The following is a 20590-nucleotide window of genomic DNA, read 5'->3' as shown; positions in this document are numbered from 1 at the left end:
CATAGTGTAAATTAGAAATTGAAGCCTAAAGTTACATAGAACTTCAAATCTTCATTGGTATAATTTCTTACAGGTCTTGCTACATCAAACTTTACATAATAATTAAGCAAGACGGTTCTTAAGCCCGCTCCGTAACTTTGTAGCCAAGGATTATTGAAATTATTTAGAGTAATCGTAAATGGAGAGCCTTCTGTATCAATGATTTCGGTATTCTGGTCGTTGACTTTTTCCCAAGGAGCAAAATCATCCCATGCAGAACCGATATCATAGAAACCTACCAATTGGAAGTTGCGAATAAAATTAGAAGTAATATTCCCCCGCGTCAGGTATGAGAAAAGAGGGATTCTAAGTTCAGAAGTAAAAGTAATCACATTACTACCCCTTATCTCATCGTAATCAAAACCTCTCAGATCAACAAAATCTGCAAATAAGATATTCGAATTCTCTACCCAATTTGGATTTCGAATAGGAGACGGTTCAGGTCTATTGGATGGAGGTTGAAAGAAATCATTAAATAGCCAATTATCCATTCCTCCAACAAGGTAGGTTTGGGGATTATTCCCCATAAATGAACCAACATATAGTCTGGAAGCAAAAATAATATTCTTATGAATTCGCTGGTAATTCCTTAGATCTGCATAGAAATTACTAAATGACCTACTCGAATTGTTTAACGAAGTATACTGTGAATATCCTATTTTGGCTTTAAACCCTGCTTGAGAATATAGGCCAAGTTGTTCCGTTTTGTCAAAGACCAATTCAGCTTTTCCACCCACATAGTTTACTGCCAAATTACTTTGATCAGGATCAACTCCAAAAATCAAAGAATCAGGATTAATATTGAGATACTGTGTCTTGGCTATAAATGGAGAAACTGTAACCCTGGTATTTGCATTTAGGGGATAGGAAAAGCCTGCCTCAACTTTTGTCAAAATATATTTCTGTTGAGGTAGATCTCCTTGATCAAGACGGATAGTTCTTCGATCAAAACGACCTCTAAAATCTACCCTACTTTTCAAATATTCATATTCAAAGAATAAATCTCCTCCTGATCTAAAATCAAGAGATGTCATCACCCCTCCATGAAAAGAATGGTTATCCAATAAATCAGTCATTTTCCCGGTTAGATTGATACCAAACCCTCTAAGTGGATCTACCACAAACCTTGTATTCACATTATTGATAAAAAACTGAGGCTCCATTCTTCGGGGTCCAGATACTCTTTTTTGTAGACTTTGCTTTCGGAAAGTTTCCAAAAGGTTTACTTTATTTTCTTGACCTTGACTGGACCCTCGAGCGATTGTTGGATTAGGAAGTGAATCAAAAGTATAATTATCGGTATCAATACCCCTTTTGGATTCAAAACTCAAGCGTTTCAAATCAATAGAGGTCGTATTATTCTTAGATGTTGTATCTATAGGAACAATTGGTTTTTCAGATGCAGCGGGGGCTAATACAACAGGCGAAGGAGCTTTTTCTCTAGCTTCTCGTTCTTCAATTAATCTTCTAGCAGCCAATCGTTCATTAAGGGTTTTGGCCTGTTCCAGTTGCACTCTTGGGGTGCTTGGGGTAAACTGGTCGGCGTTCGAAAAACTATCCAATATTAAGAAGCTCTCTCTACCATCTCTAACAGCATAAGCTATTTTATTCATTCGACTATTTACATCAAATGCTTCAAGACTTTTATTAAATGCAGAGATCTGATTCGAAACCTGGTTTCCAATATTTAATCTCATCAAATTATTTATCCCACTCAAATCACTTAGGTAGACTATAGTGTTTGGATTTATTTTTCTGGCATCCAAGTTCTTACTATTCGTATTTGTCAACTGCGTAGTAAGAACAGAATCCGTAACCTGCGCCATATATAGATTATAGTAATCAGGATATTCTTTCAAATCAATAGGCTTCCCAACTAATGAGTCAGGAACCGCTTTCATATTTGATGAATAAATAATAGTGGAGTCATTTAAAAACATTGGTGACAAATCATCAAACTGATCATTTGTCAATCGCTTCCCTTGACCTCTGGTGTTTAGGGTGTAGATATCAGACTTCCCATTTGAAATAGCGGAAATGGTCATATTCTTTCCGGTAGAATTGAAATCCAAACTAAGAATCTGAGTAATATTTCTTAAAAATATTTTGTCTTGTGTAGTTCCATCGATCGATCTGAGCCGAAGTGTAGTAGTTCCCCTTTTAAAGGACGCAATCGCAATATTTGCGGAGTCGCGCCATGCAATAACCGGAGATAAGAAGTTTGGATTCTGGTCTTCTAAAACCGTCCCTCCTGTGAAAACAGTTCGTTCCTCACCAGTTGAAACTTCTCTTACCTGAACTTTATATTTACCCCCATTATTAATAACATATGCAAGATTCAATCCATCAGGACTAAATTTCACATCGTTGATAGTACCAATCACACGAGGCAATGTCTCTGCAATAGAAGAAGATCTGTTGACGTCTTTAAAAGATGCTTTTATCTGAGAATTAATTGCCAAATAGTAGTTTTTCCAATCTTCTGTAAATGTTTTGTAATTCAATCCAACAGTATTTGCAATACTGTTTTCTTCATTTCTATTGATCCTTGATAAGTTGAGAATACTCGAAATATATCTTCTCCCATATTTCTCTGCTATGTAATTCCAAATCGATTGGCCCACTAAAGCTGCTTCTCGCTCTTTTAATTTTAGTATTTTGGGTTTTTCTTCTTCTTGGAAAAAATGACGAATGTAATCATCCATTTCCCTACTCCACCCCTTAGCTAAATAAAGAGCAATGCCATCTACATACCACTCAGGAAATGAGTTCATCAAGTTGGATTGAAATGCATCTGAGGCAGATGATCCATAAAGCATTTCCTCGATGATTATCTTTGATGTACCATAGATCAGATCTTCTTTAAACTTGTCCATTTGTCCTTTATAGGACACTTCGGCAATTAGCCGGTTGAAATTAGTTTGCCCCTCTTCACTAAACTGCTCTTTATTCAGTCCTAAATTACTTTGCAAAAGCTCTTCAGGTGAATTATAGATGTAAATTCTTGGCTTGGTATAGGCGACATAGCCAATCATCTGGGTCATTCGATCAAATTCAGACTCCAAGAAATCGATTGCCATTTTAGCATTTGCGCCACCCCGATCGTAATAATAAACTTCGAAGTTGTTGGATGTATAAAAATACCATTCGAATTGCTGGTGCTGAAGTCTATTTTTACCAAATCGTTCTTGATCAAACTGAGCAAGAGCGAAAAAAGAATTCAACCATAGGCCGGCAAAAATGACTATTCGGATCAGGTAATATCGCATTCGTATTGCTGAAAGATGATTTTAAATATAATTAAAATAACGAGCTATGTCCACTTCACTTTCTATTGGAGAATTGACCAATAGGAACTCTGACATCAATTTACTGAAATATGGGACAAGTGACACTCCTTTAGCCCCAAATCCATTGAATATGTAAACGCTATGGGCTTTAGGATGTTTACCTAAAAATGGTTTTCGGTCTCTAGTGGCTGGACGAATCCCGGTTTTATGACTTACTATTTTTTCTACAGGACTATTAACCAATTCCTTCAAACGATCAAGAATCTCATTTTTAGCACTTTCAGTAGGGCCTTCTTCCAAATCATGCTTGGTATAGGTCGAGCCAACTCGAAAGATATTATTCCCTAAACTCACCCGGAAAACACCTCTGTTCACAATATATTCAGGATCAAAAGATTGCTGGACCTCCAATAATTCTCCCTTCACAGGGGCGAATGGAAGGTATCCAAAAAACTTTGAATTCATGGATCCTAGTCCATTACAATAGACCAACGCTGTTGTCTCTAAATCCTTGTATTCCCAACCTTCGGAATTTGAGATAAGTAATTCCTCATCGAATTTTTCATGAATTAATTCCCCTTCAAAATAGGAATTCATGGCATCTAAAAAACTTGGAATCTGAAGCCAACCAGAATTTTTTAGCATTACCCCACCAAAGTGATCAAAGAGGTATTTGGATTGACTGCTGGAATAAATTTGCTCCAAAAATTCAGAAAACCCAGGATCCGCACTGTGTCCCATCCATTCGTTTTGCTCCTCAATTGATAAAAACGGCCGATAAATTGGTTGGTGAATCAAAAACTTCTTCCCAGTCAGTAATTCCAATTCTTGATAAAAGGGTTTTATCTCTGCAAAGAGTTGATCCGCTTTCCAGGTTTTTACCATTTTACGACCTGTCACAGGGTTATAAAGTCCTGCTGCGATCCGACTGGATTGATTTGCTTCGGGGAGATCGTAAATTCTAATTTTCTTACCGGCTTTTTTTAATCTATAGCCTAGACTAATTCCGGCAATCCCTCCTCCGATAAGTAAAAAATCAATTTTCATACCCCAAATTAAAGGTATAATTACTTATTTTGCTCGTCTACAGCCAACAATTGCTATGCTCAAAATCAAGTCTTTTACTTTCAACCCCTTTCAGGAAAACACTTATTTAATCTATGATGAGACTAAAGATGCTACCCTCATCGATCCTGGCTGCTTTGGCATTGCAGAACAACTTGATTTACTTGACTTTATTTCTAAAGAAAATCTAAAAGTGACACAATTGCTCAATACGCATTGCCATATCGATCACGTTTTGGGAAATGCGTGGGCCAAAAAAACTTTTGGTGTAAAACTTGGGATTCATCAAAATGAGAAACCTGTTCTTAAATCTGTTGAAGTCTATGCTCCGAACTATGGTTTCAGAGAATATGAATCGGCTGAAGCAGATTACTATTTGGAAGAGGGTAAATCCATCCAAGTTGGAAAGGAGGAACTTTCTATCCTGTTTGTACCCGGACATTCGCCTGGCCACTTGGTCTTTTACCATGAAGATTCACATCGCGCCATTGGCGGCGATACTCTGTTTAGAGGTAGTATTGGCAGAACTGATCTTCCAGGTGGAAACCACGATCTTTTACTTCACAAAATAAAATCTGAGTTATTCACACTTCCCGAAGAAACCATTATTTATCCAGGTCATGGCCCTGAGACTACCATCGGCTTTGAAAAATTGAATAATCCATTCGTAGGCAAATCAGCTATATCTTGAATCTAAAATCACATATCCCAAATGCGTTTACCCTCCTTAACCTCCTTTCCGGAGTAATTGGTATTATTTGGGTGCTCGATGGACAAATTGTTTCTGGAGCTTATTTTATCCTCATCAGTGCAGGCTTCGATTTTTTTGACGGTTTCGCGGCAAGAATTCTAAAAGTACCTAGTGAAATTGGAAAACAGTTAGACTCCCTAGCCGATTTAGTTTCATTTGGGGTGCTGCCTGGCCTCATCTTGTTTCAGATGGTAAAGGTTGAATCAGATATCGATTGGCTTCCTTATTTGACCTTAATCATTCCGTTGCTTTCTGCATATAGGCTAGCAAAATTCAATATTGATACGCGACAGACCGATCAATTCATTGGACTCCCTACCCCTGCAAATGCACTGTTGATCAGCACTATACCATATTTCGCCATAGCTTGGCCCAAAATAGGAATTTGGCTTACTTCGCCTTTTGTTTTAGTCGGCATAGCTTGGGTGATGGCAATTTTATTGATTTTGGAACTTCCGCTAATCGCTTTAAAATTCAAAAACTTTTCCGTTTCACAGAATGTCTTTCGTTATATTCTTATTCTAGTCAGTTTGGGATTGATCATCCCTTTTGGTTTGGCGGGTATCCCTGTCATAATTCTGGCGTATATAGGATTATCAATCATCGAAAATGGCAAAAAACGGCAATGACCGGCTTTCACATTAAACTAATTTTAACGAGTTTGGCCTTTTGGCTTCTTTTGAATGCCAATGCTCAGACACAATTTTTTAAATTCAAGATCTCAAAAGAAGGGGTATATCATCTCACATTAGATCAAGCCAGATCTATGGGAGCATCAAGTATTTCCGAAGTTTCTATTTTTGGTTATCCAGGTATGCTTCCCCAATCAGTTGATAGTAGCTTCCTAAAACTCCAAGAAATACCTGCGCTAGAAAAAGATGGGAAACTCTATTTTTATCTTTCCTCGGCCCATACCTATTCCTATTCAGAACCTGAAGGTTTGAACTACAACCATCATTTATTTAGTGATTCTCTCAGTTTTCTAATTTCAAAAACTCCATCTCCCAGAAGGATAGAATCTATTCAAGGAGAAATCGCCGACGAATCTCCAGCAATTTTTTATCAATGGTCCTTTCTTAAAGAGGAAGAAAATAATATCCTGAACTCGGGAAGAATATGGTATTCCAGATCCCTAGCTCCAGGAATAACCAGAGGTTATGCTTTTCCTTTGCAAAGCGATTTTGATTCCCCTTGGAAATTGAGCGCAATTTTAATGAGTCAATCACTTTCAACATCCAATTTGAAACTGGCAGTCGATGATTTAATTATCTCCTCAGCCGATTTTGCGCCTATTCCTTCCAGTACCTATGGTGTCAAAGGAAGAGAAAATTCAATAATAGAAGATTTCATTCCTTCAGGAAATAAAATTGATCGTGTTCGAATTACTTATGAATCTTCAGATGCAAATGCCTCTGGCTACTTTGAATATTTGGGGTTTGGAGCACCGGTAACTAGCATTGGGATGAAAGAAGGTGTGTTTTCAAAATCCTCAAAAGAAAAAAGCACGATCCAGCCTGCTCAAGGACTCTCTGTTTGGGAAATCAGTGATTTCCACAATCCAAAACAATTTGATTTTTCCTCAGGAAATAAGTTTGAAGCTCAAAAAATAGTTGTGTTTAACCTAAATGAGCCACTTTCAATCCGAGAACTTTCCCCGGCAAATTTATCTCTGAGGAATCAGGAATCATGGCCAGAGTTGTTAATCATTTCCCCTAAGATTTTTTCAAATTCGGCTGAGAAACTCCGAGTACATAAGCTGTCAAGAGGAATCTTTGCAGAAGTGATTTATTTGGATGAGGTCTATGATTCATTTGGATATGGCAACAAAGATCTCAATGCGATTCGAAATCTGATCGCATGGCATTATCATAGGGGGAAAAATTTAAAAAATGTCCTGATTCTTGGCAAAGGTACTTTTGACTACAAAGGGAAGCTCGGTGGAAGACCAAATTTGGTACCGATATATACCAGCCGCAATAGTCTAAATCCACTGGCTACATTTAGTTCAGATGATTATTTCGGGCTGATTGACTGGGGTCAGGGAATCTGGGAAGAAAGTCGTGCTGGCGATGAGATTATGCAAATCGGAGTGGGAAGGCTTCCAGTCATTACCACTCAGGAAGCAGCAATTGTTGTAAATAAAATCATCCAATATGAAGAGAACCCAGTTCCAGGGGATTGGAAACGAACTATAGCTTTTCTGGCAGATGATGGGGATAACAATATCCACTTACGTGATTCGGAAGCACATGCATCCACCGTAAGTGAAATGTCTCCGGAACTCAAACAAAATAAACTCTACCTAGATCGATTCCCTCAGATTTCAAATGAAGAAAGACAGTCCTCGCCTGAAACAAAAAAGGCATTGGAAAAGCAGCTTCAAGACGGAACCCTTTTTCTTAACTACGTGGGACATGGAAATGAAACAACATTGACTGCAGAGGAAGTTTTTTTGGTTTCCGATATTCAAAATTGGGCAAACCAGGAAAAGCTGGCATTGTGGGTAACCGCTACCTGTGAATTCGGAAGACATGATAGCCCGTTTATACGATCTGCTGCTGAGGAGCTCTTAACTGTTGCAAATAAAGGCGCTATTGGACTTTTAACGACGGGAAGACCGGTTTTTAGCAGCGTAAACTTTTCACTCAATGAGGCATTTATAGCTACTGTTTTTGAAAAGGAAAATGGAATTTATCAGGATCTCGGTTCAATTTTCAAAACGACCAAAAATCAAAGCCTAAATGGCCCTTTAAATCGGAATTTCAGTTTACTGGGTGACCCAAGTATGCGCTTGGCTGCCCCTGATCTTACTATTGAATTCACATCCTTTAAAAATCCTGACTCAGGGAAAGAATTAGATACACTTTCCATCTATCAAGTATTAGAGTTTGAAGCTCAAGTAATCAATCCTATCAGCAAATCCATAGAAGCGAATTTCGCAGGAGAATACAAGATTGAACTACGCGACAAACCTGAAATTGTAAACACACTTGGTGATGAAAGTGCCCCTACCTCATTCAAAGAAGAATCCGTTTTACTCTTCCAAGGTACCGGGATGATCAGTTCCGGGATAATGAAAGGAGAATTAATTATCCCAAAAAATAGTAATCCTGAGTTTGGGAAAGGAAGGTTTAGAATCATTGGCAGGGAAAAAACAAGTTTATTGGAAGCCTATGGAGAAAGTAGTCCTATACTAGGGGGAGAATTATCACAAAAGCCTTTGGACCAGCAAGGGCCAATTATCTCACCTATTTTCGGAGATAAAAATGATCCTAAACTTACTTTCGCATCCACCACCATTCCACTATTTGTTTCATATTCTGATGAAAGTGGTATTAATATTTCAAATCTAAAACCAAGCGAGTTATTACAAGTACAAGTTAATGATAACCCACCCCAGCCTTTAAATAATCTGTTTTTAGCCGAAGCTGGATCTTTCAAAAATGGAACACTAAACCTTATGTTGCCGGGATTTAAGGAAGGTGAGAATAAAGTGACTTTCCTAGCATGGGATAACCTAGGAAATGCAAGTGTTTTAGAAAAAGAAATTCGAATTATAGGGAGTGAGAGATTACAAATCACACGACACTTGACTTTTCCAAACCCAACTGTGACTGAGAGTAATTTCATAATTGAGCATAATAGACCCGGTGAAAACTTACTGCTAACACTTTCAGTTTACAATTTGAATGGTCAAATACTATTTACAAAAAGTGATCGTTTAGTCAAAGCTGATGCTTTAATTAATGGTTTGAGATGGATTTTTTCCCAAAGTCAAACCAAATATCCGGCAAAAGGAACTTATATTTACATGTTAACACTTCAGTCAGAAATAGAAAATTCCTCTGATATGGTAAGTGGAAAAATTGTTATTCAATGAAAAAAATAGCCATTATTATTAGGATAAACCTATTCCTTGCAGTATTCACTCTGGCTAATCTGACTACCTATGCCCAAAATAGTGTTATTATTTCAGGGCAGGATCCGGATCGAAGAGTAATCACTACGGCTGTTCCTTTTTTAAATTTTGCACCGGATTCAAGACATTCTGCAATGGGTGATGTAGGCGTTGCTACCTCTCCTGACGCAAGTTCAGCTCATTGGAATGCCGGTAAATTAGCATTCGTTGATGATCAGATGGGATTTTCTCTTTCTTATTCACCTTGGCTAGGGAAACTGGTCAATGACATGTCCCTAAGTTATTTAACAGGTTTTTTTAGAATTGATGAAGTATCTGCGTTTGGATTTGATCTTAGGTATTTCAATATGGGTGATATTCAACTGACTGACGAATTTGGAAACGAATTAGGAGAATTTAACCCAAGGGATATAGCCATAGGCGGAACCTATTCCAGAAAATTATCTTCTACCCTAGGGTTAGGTATTTCAGCAAGATTCATTCATTCAAATCTTTCGGGAAACATCTCTTCAGTAGGTGGTTCTGAGGGAAGACCTGGAATTAGTGTAGGTACTGATGTGGGGCTCTATTATTCCAAACCGATTTATTCAGGATCAAAAGAAGGTAATTTTTCATGGGGAGTGAGTATTTCAAATATTGGCCCAAAAATTACATATAATTCAGCAGATGATCTGGATTATATTCCAACTAATTTGAGAATTGGCACTGCTTATTCTCTTGAATTAGACCCAGTTAATACCATCACTTTTGCTTTAGATTTCAATAAATTATTGGTGCCAACGCCTCCAATTTATGCCACGAATGAAGATGGATCTTTGGAAACAGATGAGAATGGGAATCTAATAATCCAAGCTGGAAAAGATCCTAATAGACCATTAATTTCAGGGATGTTTGGTTCATTTGCTGATGCTCCCGGTGGGTTTTCCGAAGAAATGCAAGAGATTATGATCTCTTTCGGTGTAGAATATACTTACGATGAAAAATTTTCCTTACGAACAGGTTATTTCTACGAAAACCCAAATAAAGGAGGAAGAAGATATTTCACTATGGGTGTGGGCTTTGATTTACAAAAGCTCGGTTTTGACTTTTCGTACTTAGTGCCTCAAACTCAAAATCATCCATTGGCAGAAACACTCAGATTCTCCCTTTTATACACGATTCCAAACAACTAATGATTCTTGATCGCTCAAAAGCTCCTGAATTTAAAATTCCGGATGATTTTGAATTAGAAGCCCCGGAAAAAATTATTCTTTCGAATAATTCTCCTTTATTTTTTGTAAAAACCCCGGGCATTGATGCAGTTAAAATTGAGGTAATCTCAAAGAGTAATCGTGTTTCCCTTTCGATTAAGCATTCCTTGATTCCTACTTTTACCCTTCAAATGCTTCAAGAAGGGACGTCAAAAAGAACTGGTCAAGAAATAGCTGAACTCTTTGATTTTCATGCTTCAGGACTTAATACTATTTTATCCTATTCGCATGAAGGACTTGGCCTCATCAGTACTAAGAAGCACCTTTTCGAAGTCTTTCCCTTGTTTTTAGAATTGTTTACTGAAGCCACTTTTCCTCAAGACGCACTTGAAAAGCGAAAATCTCAGCAAAAACTTTCTATTAAACTTAATAATGAGAAAACTGCTTCCAAAGCAAACCAATTGTTTCGGAAAAGCCTATTCGGTTTTGAACATCCATTTGGAGCTGAAATCGGAGAGCAAGAAGTAGATGAAATCAATGCTGAACTTCTACTGGACTACTATAAAAATCTTCTTTGGAATTCCGTTGAGTTTTTTGTGACAGGTGATTTAAACCCTACAGAACTTCAGACCCTTATTTTGGGATTTCAAAATCTTCCTAATCGAATTTCCACTATTGAGTCTATATCAAACCCTGTCAGCTCTAATCTTGGAGAAATAGAATCACGTGGGGATGCAGTACAGACCAGTATCCGAATTGGTGGATGGTCCATTCCAAAAAGTCATGAAGATTATATCCCCTTAACTGTATTCAACACAATTCTTGGAGGTTATTTCGGTTCAAGATTGATCAAAAACATACGGGAAGACAAAGGTCACACGTATGGAATTCACAGTAGTTTGGCAGAAATAGGAGATTATAATTATTGGGTTATCAGTGCTGATGTACAAAAAGTATTTTATCAAGAGGTTATAGATCAAATCTATCTTGAAATACAAAACCTGGTGACAGTCCCCTTGGAATTAGATGAATTAGAGGTAGTTCGAAATTACATGATTGGACAAATGTTGTCAGCTTTCAGCTCTTCTTTTGATTTGATTGATCGTTATAAATCCGTCCATTTTTCAGGATTGGACTTCAACTATTATCGGCAAAAACTCGAATTTCTTAAAAATTTCACTGAGGTAGATATCCTAAAGATTGGAGAAAAGTATTTTTCAAAACATCCGTTTATTGAAGTGGCAGTTGGATAATTATGTCATCTTCACATAAAGCCAAGAGAAATCAAACCGATGTTTGAGCCAAAACTTATATAAGAAAAACTCCAAACCTTTCAATCCAATTTCCTCACCCAGTTTTACAAACCCTTCTGCCGGTTCAAAATTACCTGACCACAGTGCATGCTTTAATTCATAGAGTATTCGCCTGCCGAGGGCTTTATCCTCTTCTGGATGAATATTCATCTGTTGGATTTTTTTACAAACAATCAGCGTACTAGGAAGCATTTTTGATTGATAACGTTGATATTGTCCAGAGGAAAGAGATTTAGAATGCTTTCGTTTTAGTACTCCAATATGGTCTGAAAATACTACAGGGTGATTTCGTGCCAGCCGAAGTTGAATATCAAAATCCTCGTAATATAAGTTGGAATCATAGCCTCCAGCTTTTTCAAGAATTTTAGCATTGAATACTATCGTCGGAGAAGAGATATAGTTTTGATCAATCAGAGTCTCGTAAAGCTCTCCCTGGATAATTTCATTAACCAATTCCCCCGACGTTGATCTCTTATAAAACGTCTTAATCTCCCCATCCGGGGACAAAATATACGCATCTGAATAGACGAAAGCTGCGTAAGGAGCCCGTTTTAATTTATCAATAGAAAGAGATAAATGGTCTGGGTACAGCACATCATCTCCAGAAAGGTCAACAACATATTGACTGTTGATATTCGCAAGTGTTTCATTGAATAAACCACAATAACCAGATTCTTCAGTTTTAAAAATAGTTTTTACAGAAAGTTTACCGGCACTTTGTGCAACCCACTTTTTGATGATTTCGGGAGTTCCATCCGTACTTCCGTTGTCAATTATAATGAGTTCTTTGGAATAATAATCTTGAAGCCGGACACTTTCCAGTGTCTCTTCAATCCATTTTGCATGATTGTATGCAATGCATATTATCGTAACACGGTCAGAAATTTTCATTTAAATTCTTTTCCCAAGTGATTTTGTTGCTGATATCGTTCGAAAATCTGGATTTAAAAAACATCAGACTATGATTGGCTCCAGATTCGATATCTGAAGAACCTAAATCAATAAAGTCAACTTTCTGTTCCTTTGCAAGCAAAAAAAGTTCGTATAACAAGAAGTCTCCTCCATTTTTGACCATACTGGATGAATCTATTGCAGAAAGAAAATAATAGATAGAGTTTGAAGTAAGTTTCACTGCCAAAGCATATCCAACAGCCCCTTCTTGGTTGTCTAGCTGAATTAAAAAATACCTATCCGGAAATTCTGAAACTTGATTGATCAATTGATTTTCATCTATGCCAACGTGATATCCTTTTCTTGAATTCCATAGTTTAATCTGCTTCAAAAACTCAAAACTTGTAATAGTTCCATGAGAAATAGAGAGAGCTGAAGTTTGTAGTTTTTTTTGGATTTTGGGAGCTTCAATCCGAAGGAACTTTTTGATACTATTTGTTCCAATAAAAAAGTGATGACTGAGGATGTTTGTTTGATTAAACTTCAGCTTGAAGAGTAAATAATTAATTAAATCTGAAAAGGGTTCATAAGGTTTTGGGGCTTGAGTAAGCGTTAGTTGCTTTACTCCAAGACGTTTCAACTCGGTCTGAAGAATATTAATAAAGTTTTCTATTGAAACCGAATTCACATTTTTTGAACACCAAAATCCTCCGAAGGGAGCTCTAGGGATAGAGACAGCTTGGCCATCCGATGAAATTGCAATTGAAATGGATATTTTGATTTTTCCTTTTTTCTCGAGCTGAAAATCCAAAAATTCGACAAACCCTTCCTTGGTTAGGTTAGATAGAAAATAATCCTTCTGAATTATTCCAGATGGTAGAACTTTTATTTGCGTCGAATCAATGCTATCGTTTCTTGAGCGTTTCAAAATAATCTTTGTCTCTTATATAATCTTCTTCAGAAAATTGCCTGTCAGACATTCCCAAAAGAACGGAACTGGGGCAAAACCTAACTATTGTCCAATGCAGCGGTGGTATAAAAAGCCCTTCCCCGGGTGAAGATAAGCTGAAGGAAAATTTATCTCCTTCAGCTGAATGGATTTCGATTAAAAGTTTTCCTGTGAGTGCAACCAGAACCTGAGATTCCTTCCAATGTGCATGGTTTCCTCTTGTTTCATCTGCAGATACATTTGAGATCCAAAAACAGCGCTGAATTCCTTTTGGAAATAAATCAAAATTTTCCCAGAAATGGAGATCACCTGAAGCTTTGGACTCACCCGGAAGTTGTACTAGAAAGGGAGATTGAAGGTTCATTGAGTTTTCCATAAAGGGAAATTTCATTATTAAAATTAAGACAAATCAAGTTGAAAAAAGATTAACCAAAAGTTATTTTTCCAACTTAATTCCCAAATCATTTACCTTTGTTTACCTTATCCGTGCCTTAAATTAAAGCTTTGGAAGACAACTATTTAACATTAAGTACTGAAAGTGAAGGCCTTTTCAAAGACCGGAGTAGCAAATTTTTCTATTATGCATTTCCTGTTTCCGATGAGGAAGAAATCAAAGAACGCCTAAAAGAGCTTCGCAAAAAACATTTTGATGCACGTCATCATTGCTTTGCTTGGAACTTAGGAACTGACGGGATGAATTATCGGGCAAATGACGATGGAGAGCCCAATCATTCAGCGGGAGATCCTATTCTAGGACAGATAAGATCTAACAATCTAACCAATTGTCTCATCGTAGTGGTTCGTTATTTTGGAGGTACAAAGCTTGGCATAAGTGGATTGATAAATGCCTACAAAACCTCCGCTGCAATGGCTATTGCCGAAAATGAAATCATAGAAAAGCTGATCACTACTCGAATCTCTATTTCATTCACTTATCCTGCACTCAATGAAGTGATGAAACTTATCAAACTCCATGAGCTTCAAATCGTCAATCAGGAATTGGAATTAACCTGCAAAATGAAGTTAGAGGTTAGAAAAAGTATGGAAGATCGAATTAGAGAGTCATTAGAGGAAATCGAAAGTCTCAAAGTCATTGATTGAATAATTCATCTAAATAACCTTTCGACTTCAAGACATTGAAGATTTCAACGCATGCCCAGGCGTCAGTAGCGGCATATCGCTGCTGCTTTTGAGTCAATGTAGTTGCTTCCCAATTGGATACTTGCTCAGATTTGGAGATTCGGATATTCAATACCATTGCGCAAAGATTTCGCACTCCCACGTTTTGAAATCCGACTTTTTTCAACTCATCATTTAAATCAAAAAAGGAATTCGCATAAAATGAATCTGTCAGTTTTGCAAGACCCTTAATATCATCATGAACAGCCGCCCCTACCTTAACAATGCTTTCCTTTTCAAGCAAATTTTGAATAGAATCGGGAAAGCCAATTTTATTCACTCTAAACAAAAATGCTTGAGATGGAGTAGAAAGCTGCAATAAAGAAACCGGATTCACTACACCTTTTTTGAAAGCAGGCTTTGTCTCGGTATCAAATCCTAAAATCCGCTGTGCTCCAAGGAAGTCCACCACCTCCTCAACATCATCCAGATCTTCTATTAAAAAAATTTCTCCTTCAAATTGATTTAGCGGAAGTTCGTTAATCTCCTCCTTTGTAATTTTTAATGGAATCATACTAATCTTCTAATTCACCCTCCTCATAATATGTAATACCGATTTTTAAATACCCGTACAAAATTGTCATAATTGGACTAATAATGTTGAAAAAGCAGTAAGGGGCATAGACCAATGTGGCTACTCCTAAAACGGAAGCCTGGGTAGCTCCGCAAGTATTCCAAGGGATAAGAACAGATGTCACAGTACCCGAGTCTTCCAATGTACGACTTAGATTCTCTGGCTTTAGTCCTCTTTTCCTATAGACATTAGCGTACATTCTTCCGGGTACTAAGATCGCTAAATATTGATCTGAAGTAGTAATGTTAAAGAAAATACATGTAGCTGCTGTCGAAGCAATTAGAGATCCTACGCTATGTACCTTTCTGATTACCGCCTCAGCTAAGACCTGAAGCATTCCACTCACTTCCATAATGCCACCGAAAACCATCGCGCAAATGATCAACCAAATAGTATTCAGCATCCCACCCATTCCTCTAGTAACCAGCAGTTCGTTAACAACATCATTAGAAGTGACCACACTTACCTCACCGTATAAAGACATCATTATTGCTTTGAAACCTTGATAGGCATAGGAACCTCCTTCATTAGCAATTAAACGAATAATTTCTGGCTGGAAAATCAAAGCAAAAACTCCTCCTAGGAGTGTTCCAGCCAAGAGTGCTGGAATAGCCGGGACCTTACGGATAATCAAAATCAAAACTAACGCCGGAACAATAAATACCCAACCAGTAATATTAAAACGCTCTAAAATTACATTTGAAATAGACTTAACATCATCTACACTTCCATTGGTTTCGTAATTAAACCCAATCACAATAAATAATATCAGCGTAATTGTAATGGAAGGTATTGTGGTTTTTGCCATATATCTAATATGGGTAAACAGGTCTGTACCAGCCATTGCAGGTGCTAGATTTGTTGTATCCGAAAGAGGAGACATTTTATCCCCGAAATAAGCACCGGAGATAATCGCGCCGGCAATGATTCCTTCCTCAAAACCAAGTGCTTTCCCAATCCCCAGCAAGGCTACCCCGACTGTGGCAACTGTAGTCCAGCTACTTCCTGTTGAAATTGAAACTACTGCACTTACGAAACAGGCAGCAAGCAAGAAAATTGTCGGACTAAGCACCTGCAATCCGTAATAAATCATTGCAGGTACAATCCCGCTTATCATCCAAGTACCTGCTAAAGCTCCAATCAAAAACAAAATCAGAATACTCGACATCGCTGAGCTGATACTTTTCACAATGCCATCTTGAAGAGTCTCCCAATTAAATCCCAACCTACCGATCGCTACGATTGCAGCAACAGCAGAAGATAAAATAAGAACTATTTGATTAGATCCAGATAATCCATCTGTGCCAAATACTTTAATATTTAAGACCAGAAGGACTATTAAAAAAACAAGTGGGATAAGAGCGTCAAAAACCTTTGGAGTACGAGTCAGTCCTTGCATTAATCGAAGTTTGGTAAATTTTAATGGTTGAATCTAATCAAAAATAATTAATTACTATTCTGACAGAACTACTGCCAATTCCTTCCCTACTTGCCAACCTATGGCTACACCCATTCCCCCCAACCGGACAGCGGCAGCAGCTTTTTCACCTACCGCCTGAATCAGAGGAGATTTCTTGTTTCCAAATGCCATTATTCCAGTCCATTCTGTCTCCCATTCGATTTCTTTACCGGGAAAAATTACTTCAGTGGCTAATTTTTGAAGGTGAGTTTTAATCACAGGATTAATTTCAAATTTCAGACTGTTTTCACCTGCCTTATCTATATTCCTTGCACCACCAAGTAATAATCGTCCATCAATCTGTCGAAAGTAAACATAGCCCTTATCCATGTGAAATGTTCCTTGCCATGGCACCTTGAAATCCAAAGGCTTACTCAATAAAATCAATCCTCTACCAGGCTGAACTTCCGATTCTTTCCAAAGCTTTTCTGTAAAGGCATTGGTACATATGGCTATTTGATTGGCTTTAAACTCAAATACCTGCTCTCCTCCGGCATCCTCTGCTATGACAACCCCTTCGTCTTTTTGAATTTCAACTACCGATACTCCTGTCAGTATTTTTATTCCTTCAGCTTGTGTAAGATCCCAGAGAACTTTCATGTATTTCCCAGGATCAAGCTCACCCTCAAATTTATTCTTGATTACTTTTTTTATAGAATCATTAAATCCTAATCTCTCTTTTTTCCGAACTTCAGAAAAGACATCATCCTTAAATATCCCTTTTAAAATCTTATTGATATCGGCAATTTGCTCCGCTGCAGAAAGTTGTTGCTCATCCAGAAGTTCATACCCAAAGCTATGGCGATATCCCAAAGCTTTGTCTCCAAACTTTTTACGAATCGAATTAATCCCTAAATAACGCCGCTCAACTAAAGCAACAACCTCTTTTTGAGTCATTTGCCAAAAATCATCTAAGATTTCTGTAAGGCTCCCAAAACAGGCAAAACCCGCATTTTTTGTACTTGCCCCAGTAGGAAAAATCCCCCTTTCCAAAATCAAGACAGATGCTTTCGGGTGCTTTTTCTTAAAATGGATTGCTGTCGATAAACCCACGAACCCTGAACCGACAACGATTAGGTCGTATTGAAAAAAGTGTTTTGTTTCCCAATAGCTGAACATTTTATTTTTCTAAATTTGATTTAAGCCTATAATTAGTATTTTCATAAATCTAACAGAATATATCCCAAAATGCCATGAGAAAAATAGACGCATTGTTACATGAATATGGATTAAGCCACCAAAACCCTACAAATAAACTCATTCATTGGTTTTGTGTCCCTGCAATTTTTTTCAGTGTAGTGGGTCTCATATTTAGTATCCCGGCTGGTCCATTACCGGAATTACTTCCATTTCTTGGGGATTTTGCCAATTGGGCTACCATTACATTAATTCTGGTTCTTATCTATTACGTCACACTTTCCGGGCCTTTGACATTGGGTATGCTATTTTTCTCAGCATTATGTTTAGCCCTAGCAAATTTTATTGATTTGACATTTGGATACTTGTGGGCAGTCAGTCTAGGTATTTTTGTGATAGCATGGATTATTCAATTTTATGGTCACAAAATCGAAGGAAAAAAACCATCTTTTCTAAAAGATGTGCAGTTTTTAATGATCGGACCAGCTTGGTTAATGCACTTTATTTATAAAAAATGGGGACTTTCTTATTGAATTGAATCCATTTCAGATTTTGAGAAAAGCGCCTTTAAACGACTAAGTGATTTCTGATTAGATGAAGTGTATATACTGCTTAATATGGACTTTTTCTCCCGCGCTGTTAACCTCCAATTGAGCGAAGCTCTTTGCATATTTTCCTGACTTTCTGTCAATTCCTCTATTTGCACCTTCTCGGGAGCATATTCAAACTCAATTTTCTCAAGTGAAAAAGGCATTGATTCAATCATGTAGTTAAAGAGGACCTCATTTTGAATAGTCTGAATATTGTCCCAATTGGCATATATGTTTTTAAATGGGGTAAATATTCGCTGAAAAATTCGTGGGGGAAGTGTAGGAGATATTTCGGATGATTTTTCTGAATCCCGAATAGTAATCATAATCACTCCACTTGTATTTTTAGCAATCCAATTTTGAAATACATAGAGAAAGCGTAATCCATCTTGAATCCCAAAATTATCTGATAAGCCAGTATCCATTGTCTCCATTATGGGATTAGAGGGGAGTTGAACATTCGGAGTAATAAACGGAAAAGTGGCGCTCATGCGTAAAGCCGAAAGAAATCGCAGGTTTTTAGCATCATGTTTTGCAAAAAACCGAAGAAAATCTACTGTTTGTTTCTTTTCATTAATCCCGGTTTTTCCAAGCATCGAGGTTCCAAAAAACGACATGGAATGCGGAGATACGACTAATTTCCGACCATCATTTGTAATAAGAGAAGTAACTGGCAAAAGAGGAATCATCCCTACAAATTCTGGCTCGGCATAGGCAGATATGGGTTTGTCCAAGACATGTTCAGTATTAATATTCAATTGATTTTCAAAAGCAAACCCCCTGTCTTTTAAATACTTTCGTCCATTGTAATCAAATGATTGATTTCTGATTATCAAATCATTCACCAATAAACTAAAAATAATAGGATTAAGATTATCAGTAGATATTTGGTCCAGATATTTAGAATCTGTAGGATCGATAGACTGATCAGTTAAAGACCTCAAGTAAATTTCCCTAAAAAACGCCTCTCCAATCACACCTCCGGAAGCTCCTGTGAGTAGTTCCATATGCTTGGTGATCTCCCCGTTTTTAATTTCATGAATGCTTTGAAGAACCTTTAGCGTCCATAGTGAAGCACGTTGTCCACCTCCACTAGCTGCCACAATTACGAGTTTTGGTAAGGAATCACTGGGGAATTTTGACTTCCAATTATCCAAAATCCGAATGGTATTATCCCGATCTTTCGCTATGGTATCAGGATGGAGTAAAGAATCCAAATGAGCAAGAGTATAGGCAACTGGCGGCACGGAATAATCAATACCATAGGCCTCATGAGGGCGGTTGAGGAAGTCAAAATTTGAAAAATAGTTGATCAACACCAAAAACAGTATTACTGCCAGAGTAGCCCATCTTCTCAACCAAAAATTAACTGCCCCGGCGATCATTATCAAAATAGCCAAGAGCAAAGTAACACTCATTGCCGCTGGCAACTGAAGAAAAGGATGCTCTTTAAAAAAACCTAAAATGATCACAACAAGGATCAAAAAAACCTGAATTAAGAAAAGATTTAAGTGATTCTGATCAAAAACCCGAAGTAATTTAGTGGCTTCAAATCGGGAGATATCAGGTCGAACTTGCTCAAAACGAAGTCTCAAATTGAGAAAATAATGGACTTTATTTTTTTGGTTTTTCAGCTCTTTATATTGGCTGATCACATTTGCTCTTGTCAATTTGACCTTTCGAAGTCGCTTATCCAATGAGCCCGCAAAAATGACAAAGAAGTCTTTATTGGTAAAGGCAAAATAAGCGAAAATAACACTGTAGGAAATAATACTTCCAGCCGAAAAACCCAAGAAATAGTATAAAACCTCCCAGTCATTAGAGAGATCATTATTTAATTGAAAAGTGACAAAACGGTAAATATATATCAAGTAGAAAAATAGAGGAACTATCGAATTATTAATACAATAATGAATGAAAGGCTTACTCAAAATTGCTAAAAATGGAAATTTACCACCATCCATAATATATGTGGACATGTGAAATCCCATGGTAAAAACCGCAAACCCAACTCCAATCAAAAAGAAACTTATCCATGAAACCTGATTGAGATATTCTGGATCCAAAAAGAGAAAGGGTATTCCCAACATCACTCCTATTCCCTCCAAAATAGTCATCAAAAGGACTATCCAAATGATAATCAAAGAAAGATTTTTTCTGAGATGGAGTAAGAATAGTTGTACAGGAAAACTATACCAAATTTTATCCCACATGAATTAGTTTTTCGGATAATTTACATTTTTT

The 20590-nt window shown here is 37.3% G+C and carries 16 protein-coding genes; 7 read left to right on the top strand and 9 right to left on the bottom strand.

What is annotated here, in order from left to right; translation table 11 throughout:
• Nucleotides 1-11: 11 nt before the first annotated feature.
• The gene (locus BVC88_RS16965) at nucleotides 12-3308 is read right to left on the bottom strand and encodes a biopolymer transporter Tol (RefSeq protein ID WP_075351915.1); all 3297 of its coding nucleotides are present in this window, start codon (nucleotides 3306-3308) and stop codon (nucleotides 12-14) included.
• 21 nt (nucleotides 3309-3329) lie between these two features.
• Entirely contained in the window at nucleotides 3330-4376 is a 1047-nt protein-coding gene (locus BVC88_RS16960) for an NAD(P)/FAD-dependent oxidoreductase (protein ID WP_075351914.1), read from the bottom strand.
• A gap of 55 nt (nucleotides 4377-4431) precedes the next feature.
• Here BVC88_RS16960 and BVC88_RS16955 point away from each other — a divergent pair, with 55 nt between their 5' ends.
• The 5 genes from BVC88_RS16955 to BVC88_RS16935 are packed head-to-tail and all read left to right on the top strand — an operon-like array spanning nucleotide 4432 to nucleotide 11507.
• Nucleotides 4432-5085 carry an MBL fold metallo-hydrolase gene (locus BVC88_RS16955; RefSeq protein ID WP_075351913.1) on the top strand — a complete coding sequence of 218 codons (654 nt, stop codon included), beginning with the start codon at nucleotides 4432-4434 and terminating at the stop codon, nucleotides 5083-5085.
• Nucleotides 5082-5774, top strand: a complete 693-nt coding sequence (pssA, locus tag BVC88_RS16950; protein ID WP_075351912.1) for a CDP-diacylglycerol--serine O-phosphatidyltransferase — start codon at nucleotides 5082-5084, stop codon at nucleotides 5772-5774. The genes BVC88_RS16955 and pssA overlap by 4 nt, the downstream gene beginning before the upstream one ends.
• Nucleotides 5771-9025 (top strand): type IX secretion system sortase PorU, encoded by a 3255-nt coding sequence (gene porU, locus BVC88_RS16945; RefSeq protein WP_075351911.1) that lies wholly within the window; start codon nucleotides 5771-5773, stop codon nucleotides 9023-9025. The genes pssA and porU overlap by 4 nt, the downstream gene beginning before the upstream one ends.
• The gene (gene porV, locus BVC88_RS16940) at nucleotides 9022-10236 is read left to right on the top strand and encodes a type IX secretion system outer membrane channel protein PorV (protein ID WP_075351910.1); all 1215 of its coding nucleotides are present in this window, start codon (nucleotides 9022-9024) and stop codon (nucleotides 10234-10236) included. The genes porU and porV overlap by 4 nt, the downstream gene beginning before the upstream one ends.
• Nucleotides 10236-11507, top strand: a complete 1272-nt coding sequence (locus tag BVC88_RS16935) for a M16 family metallopeptidase (protein WP_075351909.1) — start codon at nucleotides 10236-10238, stop codon at nucleotides 11505-11507. Before porV ends, BVC88_RS16935 begins: the two co-directional genes overlap by 1 nt.
• On the opposite strand, the gene BVC88_RS16930 is transcribed toward BVC88_RS16935, so the two are convergent.
• The 3 genes from BVC88_RS16930 to BVC88_RS16920 are packed head-to-tail and all read right to left on the bottom strand — an operon-like array spanning nucleotide 11508 to nucleotide 13783.
• Nucleotides 11508-12458, bottom strand: a complete 951-nt coding sequence (locus tag BVC88_RS16930; protein ID WP_075351908.1) for a glycosyltransferase family 2 protein — start codon at nucleotides 12456-12458, stop codon at nucleotides 11508-11510.
• Nucleotides 12445-13386 (bottom strand): hypothetical protein, encoded by a 942-nt coding sequence (locus tag BVC88_RS16925; protein WP_083639141.1) that lies wholly within the window; start codon nucleotides 13384-13386, stop codon nucleotides 12445-12447. The genes BVC88_RS16930 and BVC88_RS16925 overlap by 14 nt, the downstream gene beginning before the upstream one ends.
• Nucleotides 13364-13783 (bottom strand): sugar 3,4-ketoisomerase, encoded by a 420-nt coding sequence (locus BVC88_RS16920; RefSeq protein ID WP_175574441.1) that lies wholly within the window; start codon nucleotides 13781-13783, stop codon nucleotides 13364-13366. The genes BVC88_RS16925 and BVC88_RS16920 overlap by 23 nt, the downstream gene beginning before the upstream one ends.
• Before the next feature lie 128 nt (nucleotides 13784-13911).
• Between BVC88_RS16920 and BVC88_RS16915 the strand changes: the two genes are divergently transcribed.
• The gene (locus BVC88_RS16915; protein WP_075351907.1) at nucleotides 13912-14508 is read left to right on the top strand and encodes an IMPACT family protein; all 597 of its coding nucleotides are present in this window, start codon (nucleotides 13912-13914) and stop codon (nucleotides 14506-14508) included.
• Here BVC88_RS16915 and BVC88_RS16910 read toward each other — a convergent pair.
• Genes BVC88_RS16910 through BVC88_RS16900 form a run of 3 tightly spaced genes read right to left on the bottom strand, consistent with a single transcriptional unit; the run spans nucleotide 14498 to nucleotide 17738 of the window.
• The gene (locus tag BVC88_RS16910; RefSeq protein ID WP_075351906.1) at nucleotides 14498-15100 is read right to left on the bottom strand and encodes a 3'-5' exonuclease; all 603 of its coding nucleotides are present in this window, start codon (nucleotides 15098-15100) and stop codon (nucleotides 14498-14500) included. The two genes, BVC88_RS16915 and BVC88_RS16910, sit on opposite strands and share 11 nt — an antisense overlap.
• A gap of 1 nt (nucleotide 15101) precedes the next feature.
• Nucleotides 15102-16559: a Na+/H+ antiporter NhaC gene (nhaC, locus tag BVC88_RS16905; RefSeq protein WP_075351905.1), complete on the bottom strand. Its 1458-nt coding sequence runs from the start codon at nucleotides 16557-16559 to the stop codon at nucleotides 15102-15104.
• A gap of 54 nt (nucleotides 16560-16613) precedes the next feature.
• Nucleotides 16614-17738 carry an NAD(P)/FAD-dependent oxidoreductase gene (locus BVC88_RS16900; RefSeq protein WP_075351904.1) on the bottom strand — a complete coding sequence of 375 codons (1125 nt, stop codon included), beginning with the start codon at nucleotides 17736-17738 and terminating at the stop codon, nucleotides 16614-16616.
• Nucleotides 17739-17812: 74 nt separating this feature from the next.
• Between BVC88_RS16900 and BVC88_RS16895 the strand changes: the two genes are divergently transcribed.
• A complete protein-coding gene (locus BVC88_RS16895; RefSeq protein ID WP_075351903.1) occupies nucleotides 17813-18289 on the top strand; it encodes an Mpo1 family 2-hydroxy fatty acid dioxygenase in 477 nt (158 codons plus the stop codon).
• Here the strand turns inward: BVC88_RS16895 and BVC88_RS16890 are convergent.
• Nucleotides 18283-20559, bottom strand: coding sequence for a patatin-like phospholipase family protein (locus BVC88_RS16890; RefSeq protein WP_075351902.1), 2277 nt, complete (start codon nucleotides 20557-20559; stop codon nucleotides 18283-18285). The two genes, BVC88_RS16895 and BVC88_RS16890, sit on opposite strands and share 7 nt — an antisense overlap.
• Between the last annotated feature and the right edge of the window lie 31 nt (nucleotides 20560-20590).

The organism is Algoriphagus marinus (genome assembly GCF_001936475.1).
GTDB classification, from domain to species: Bacteria; Bacteroidota; Bacteroidia; order Cytophagales; family Cyclobacteriaceae; genus Algoriphagus; species Algoriphagus marinus.
This window is presented reverse-complemented; position numbering and strand designations above follow the sequence as displayed.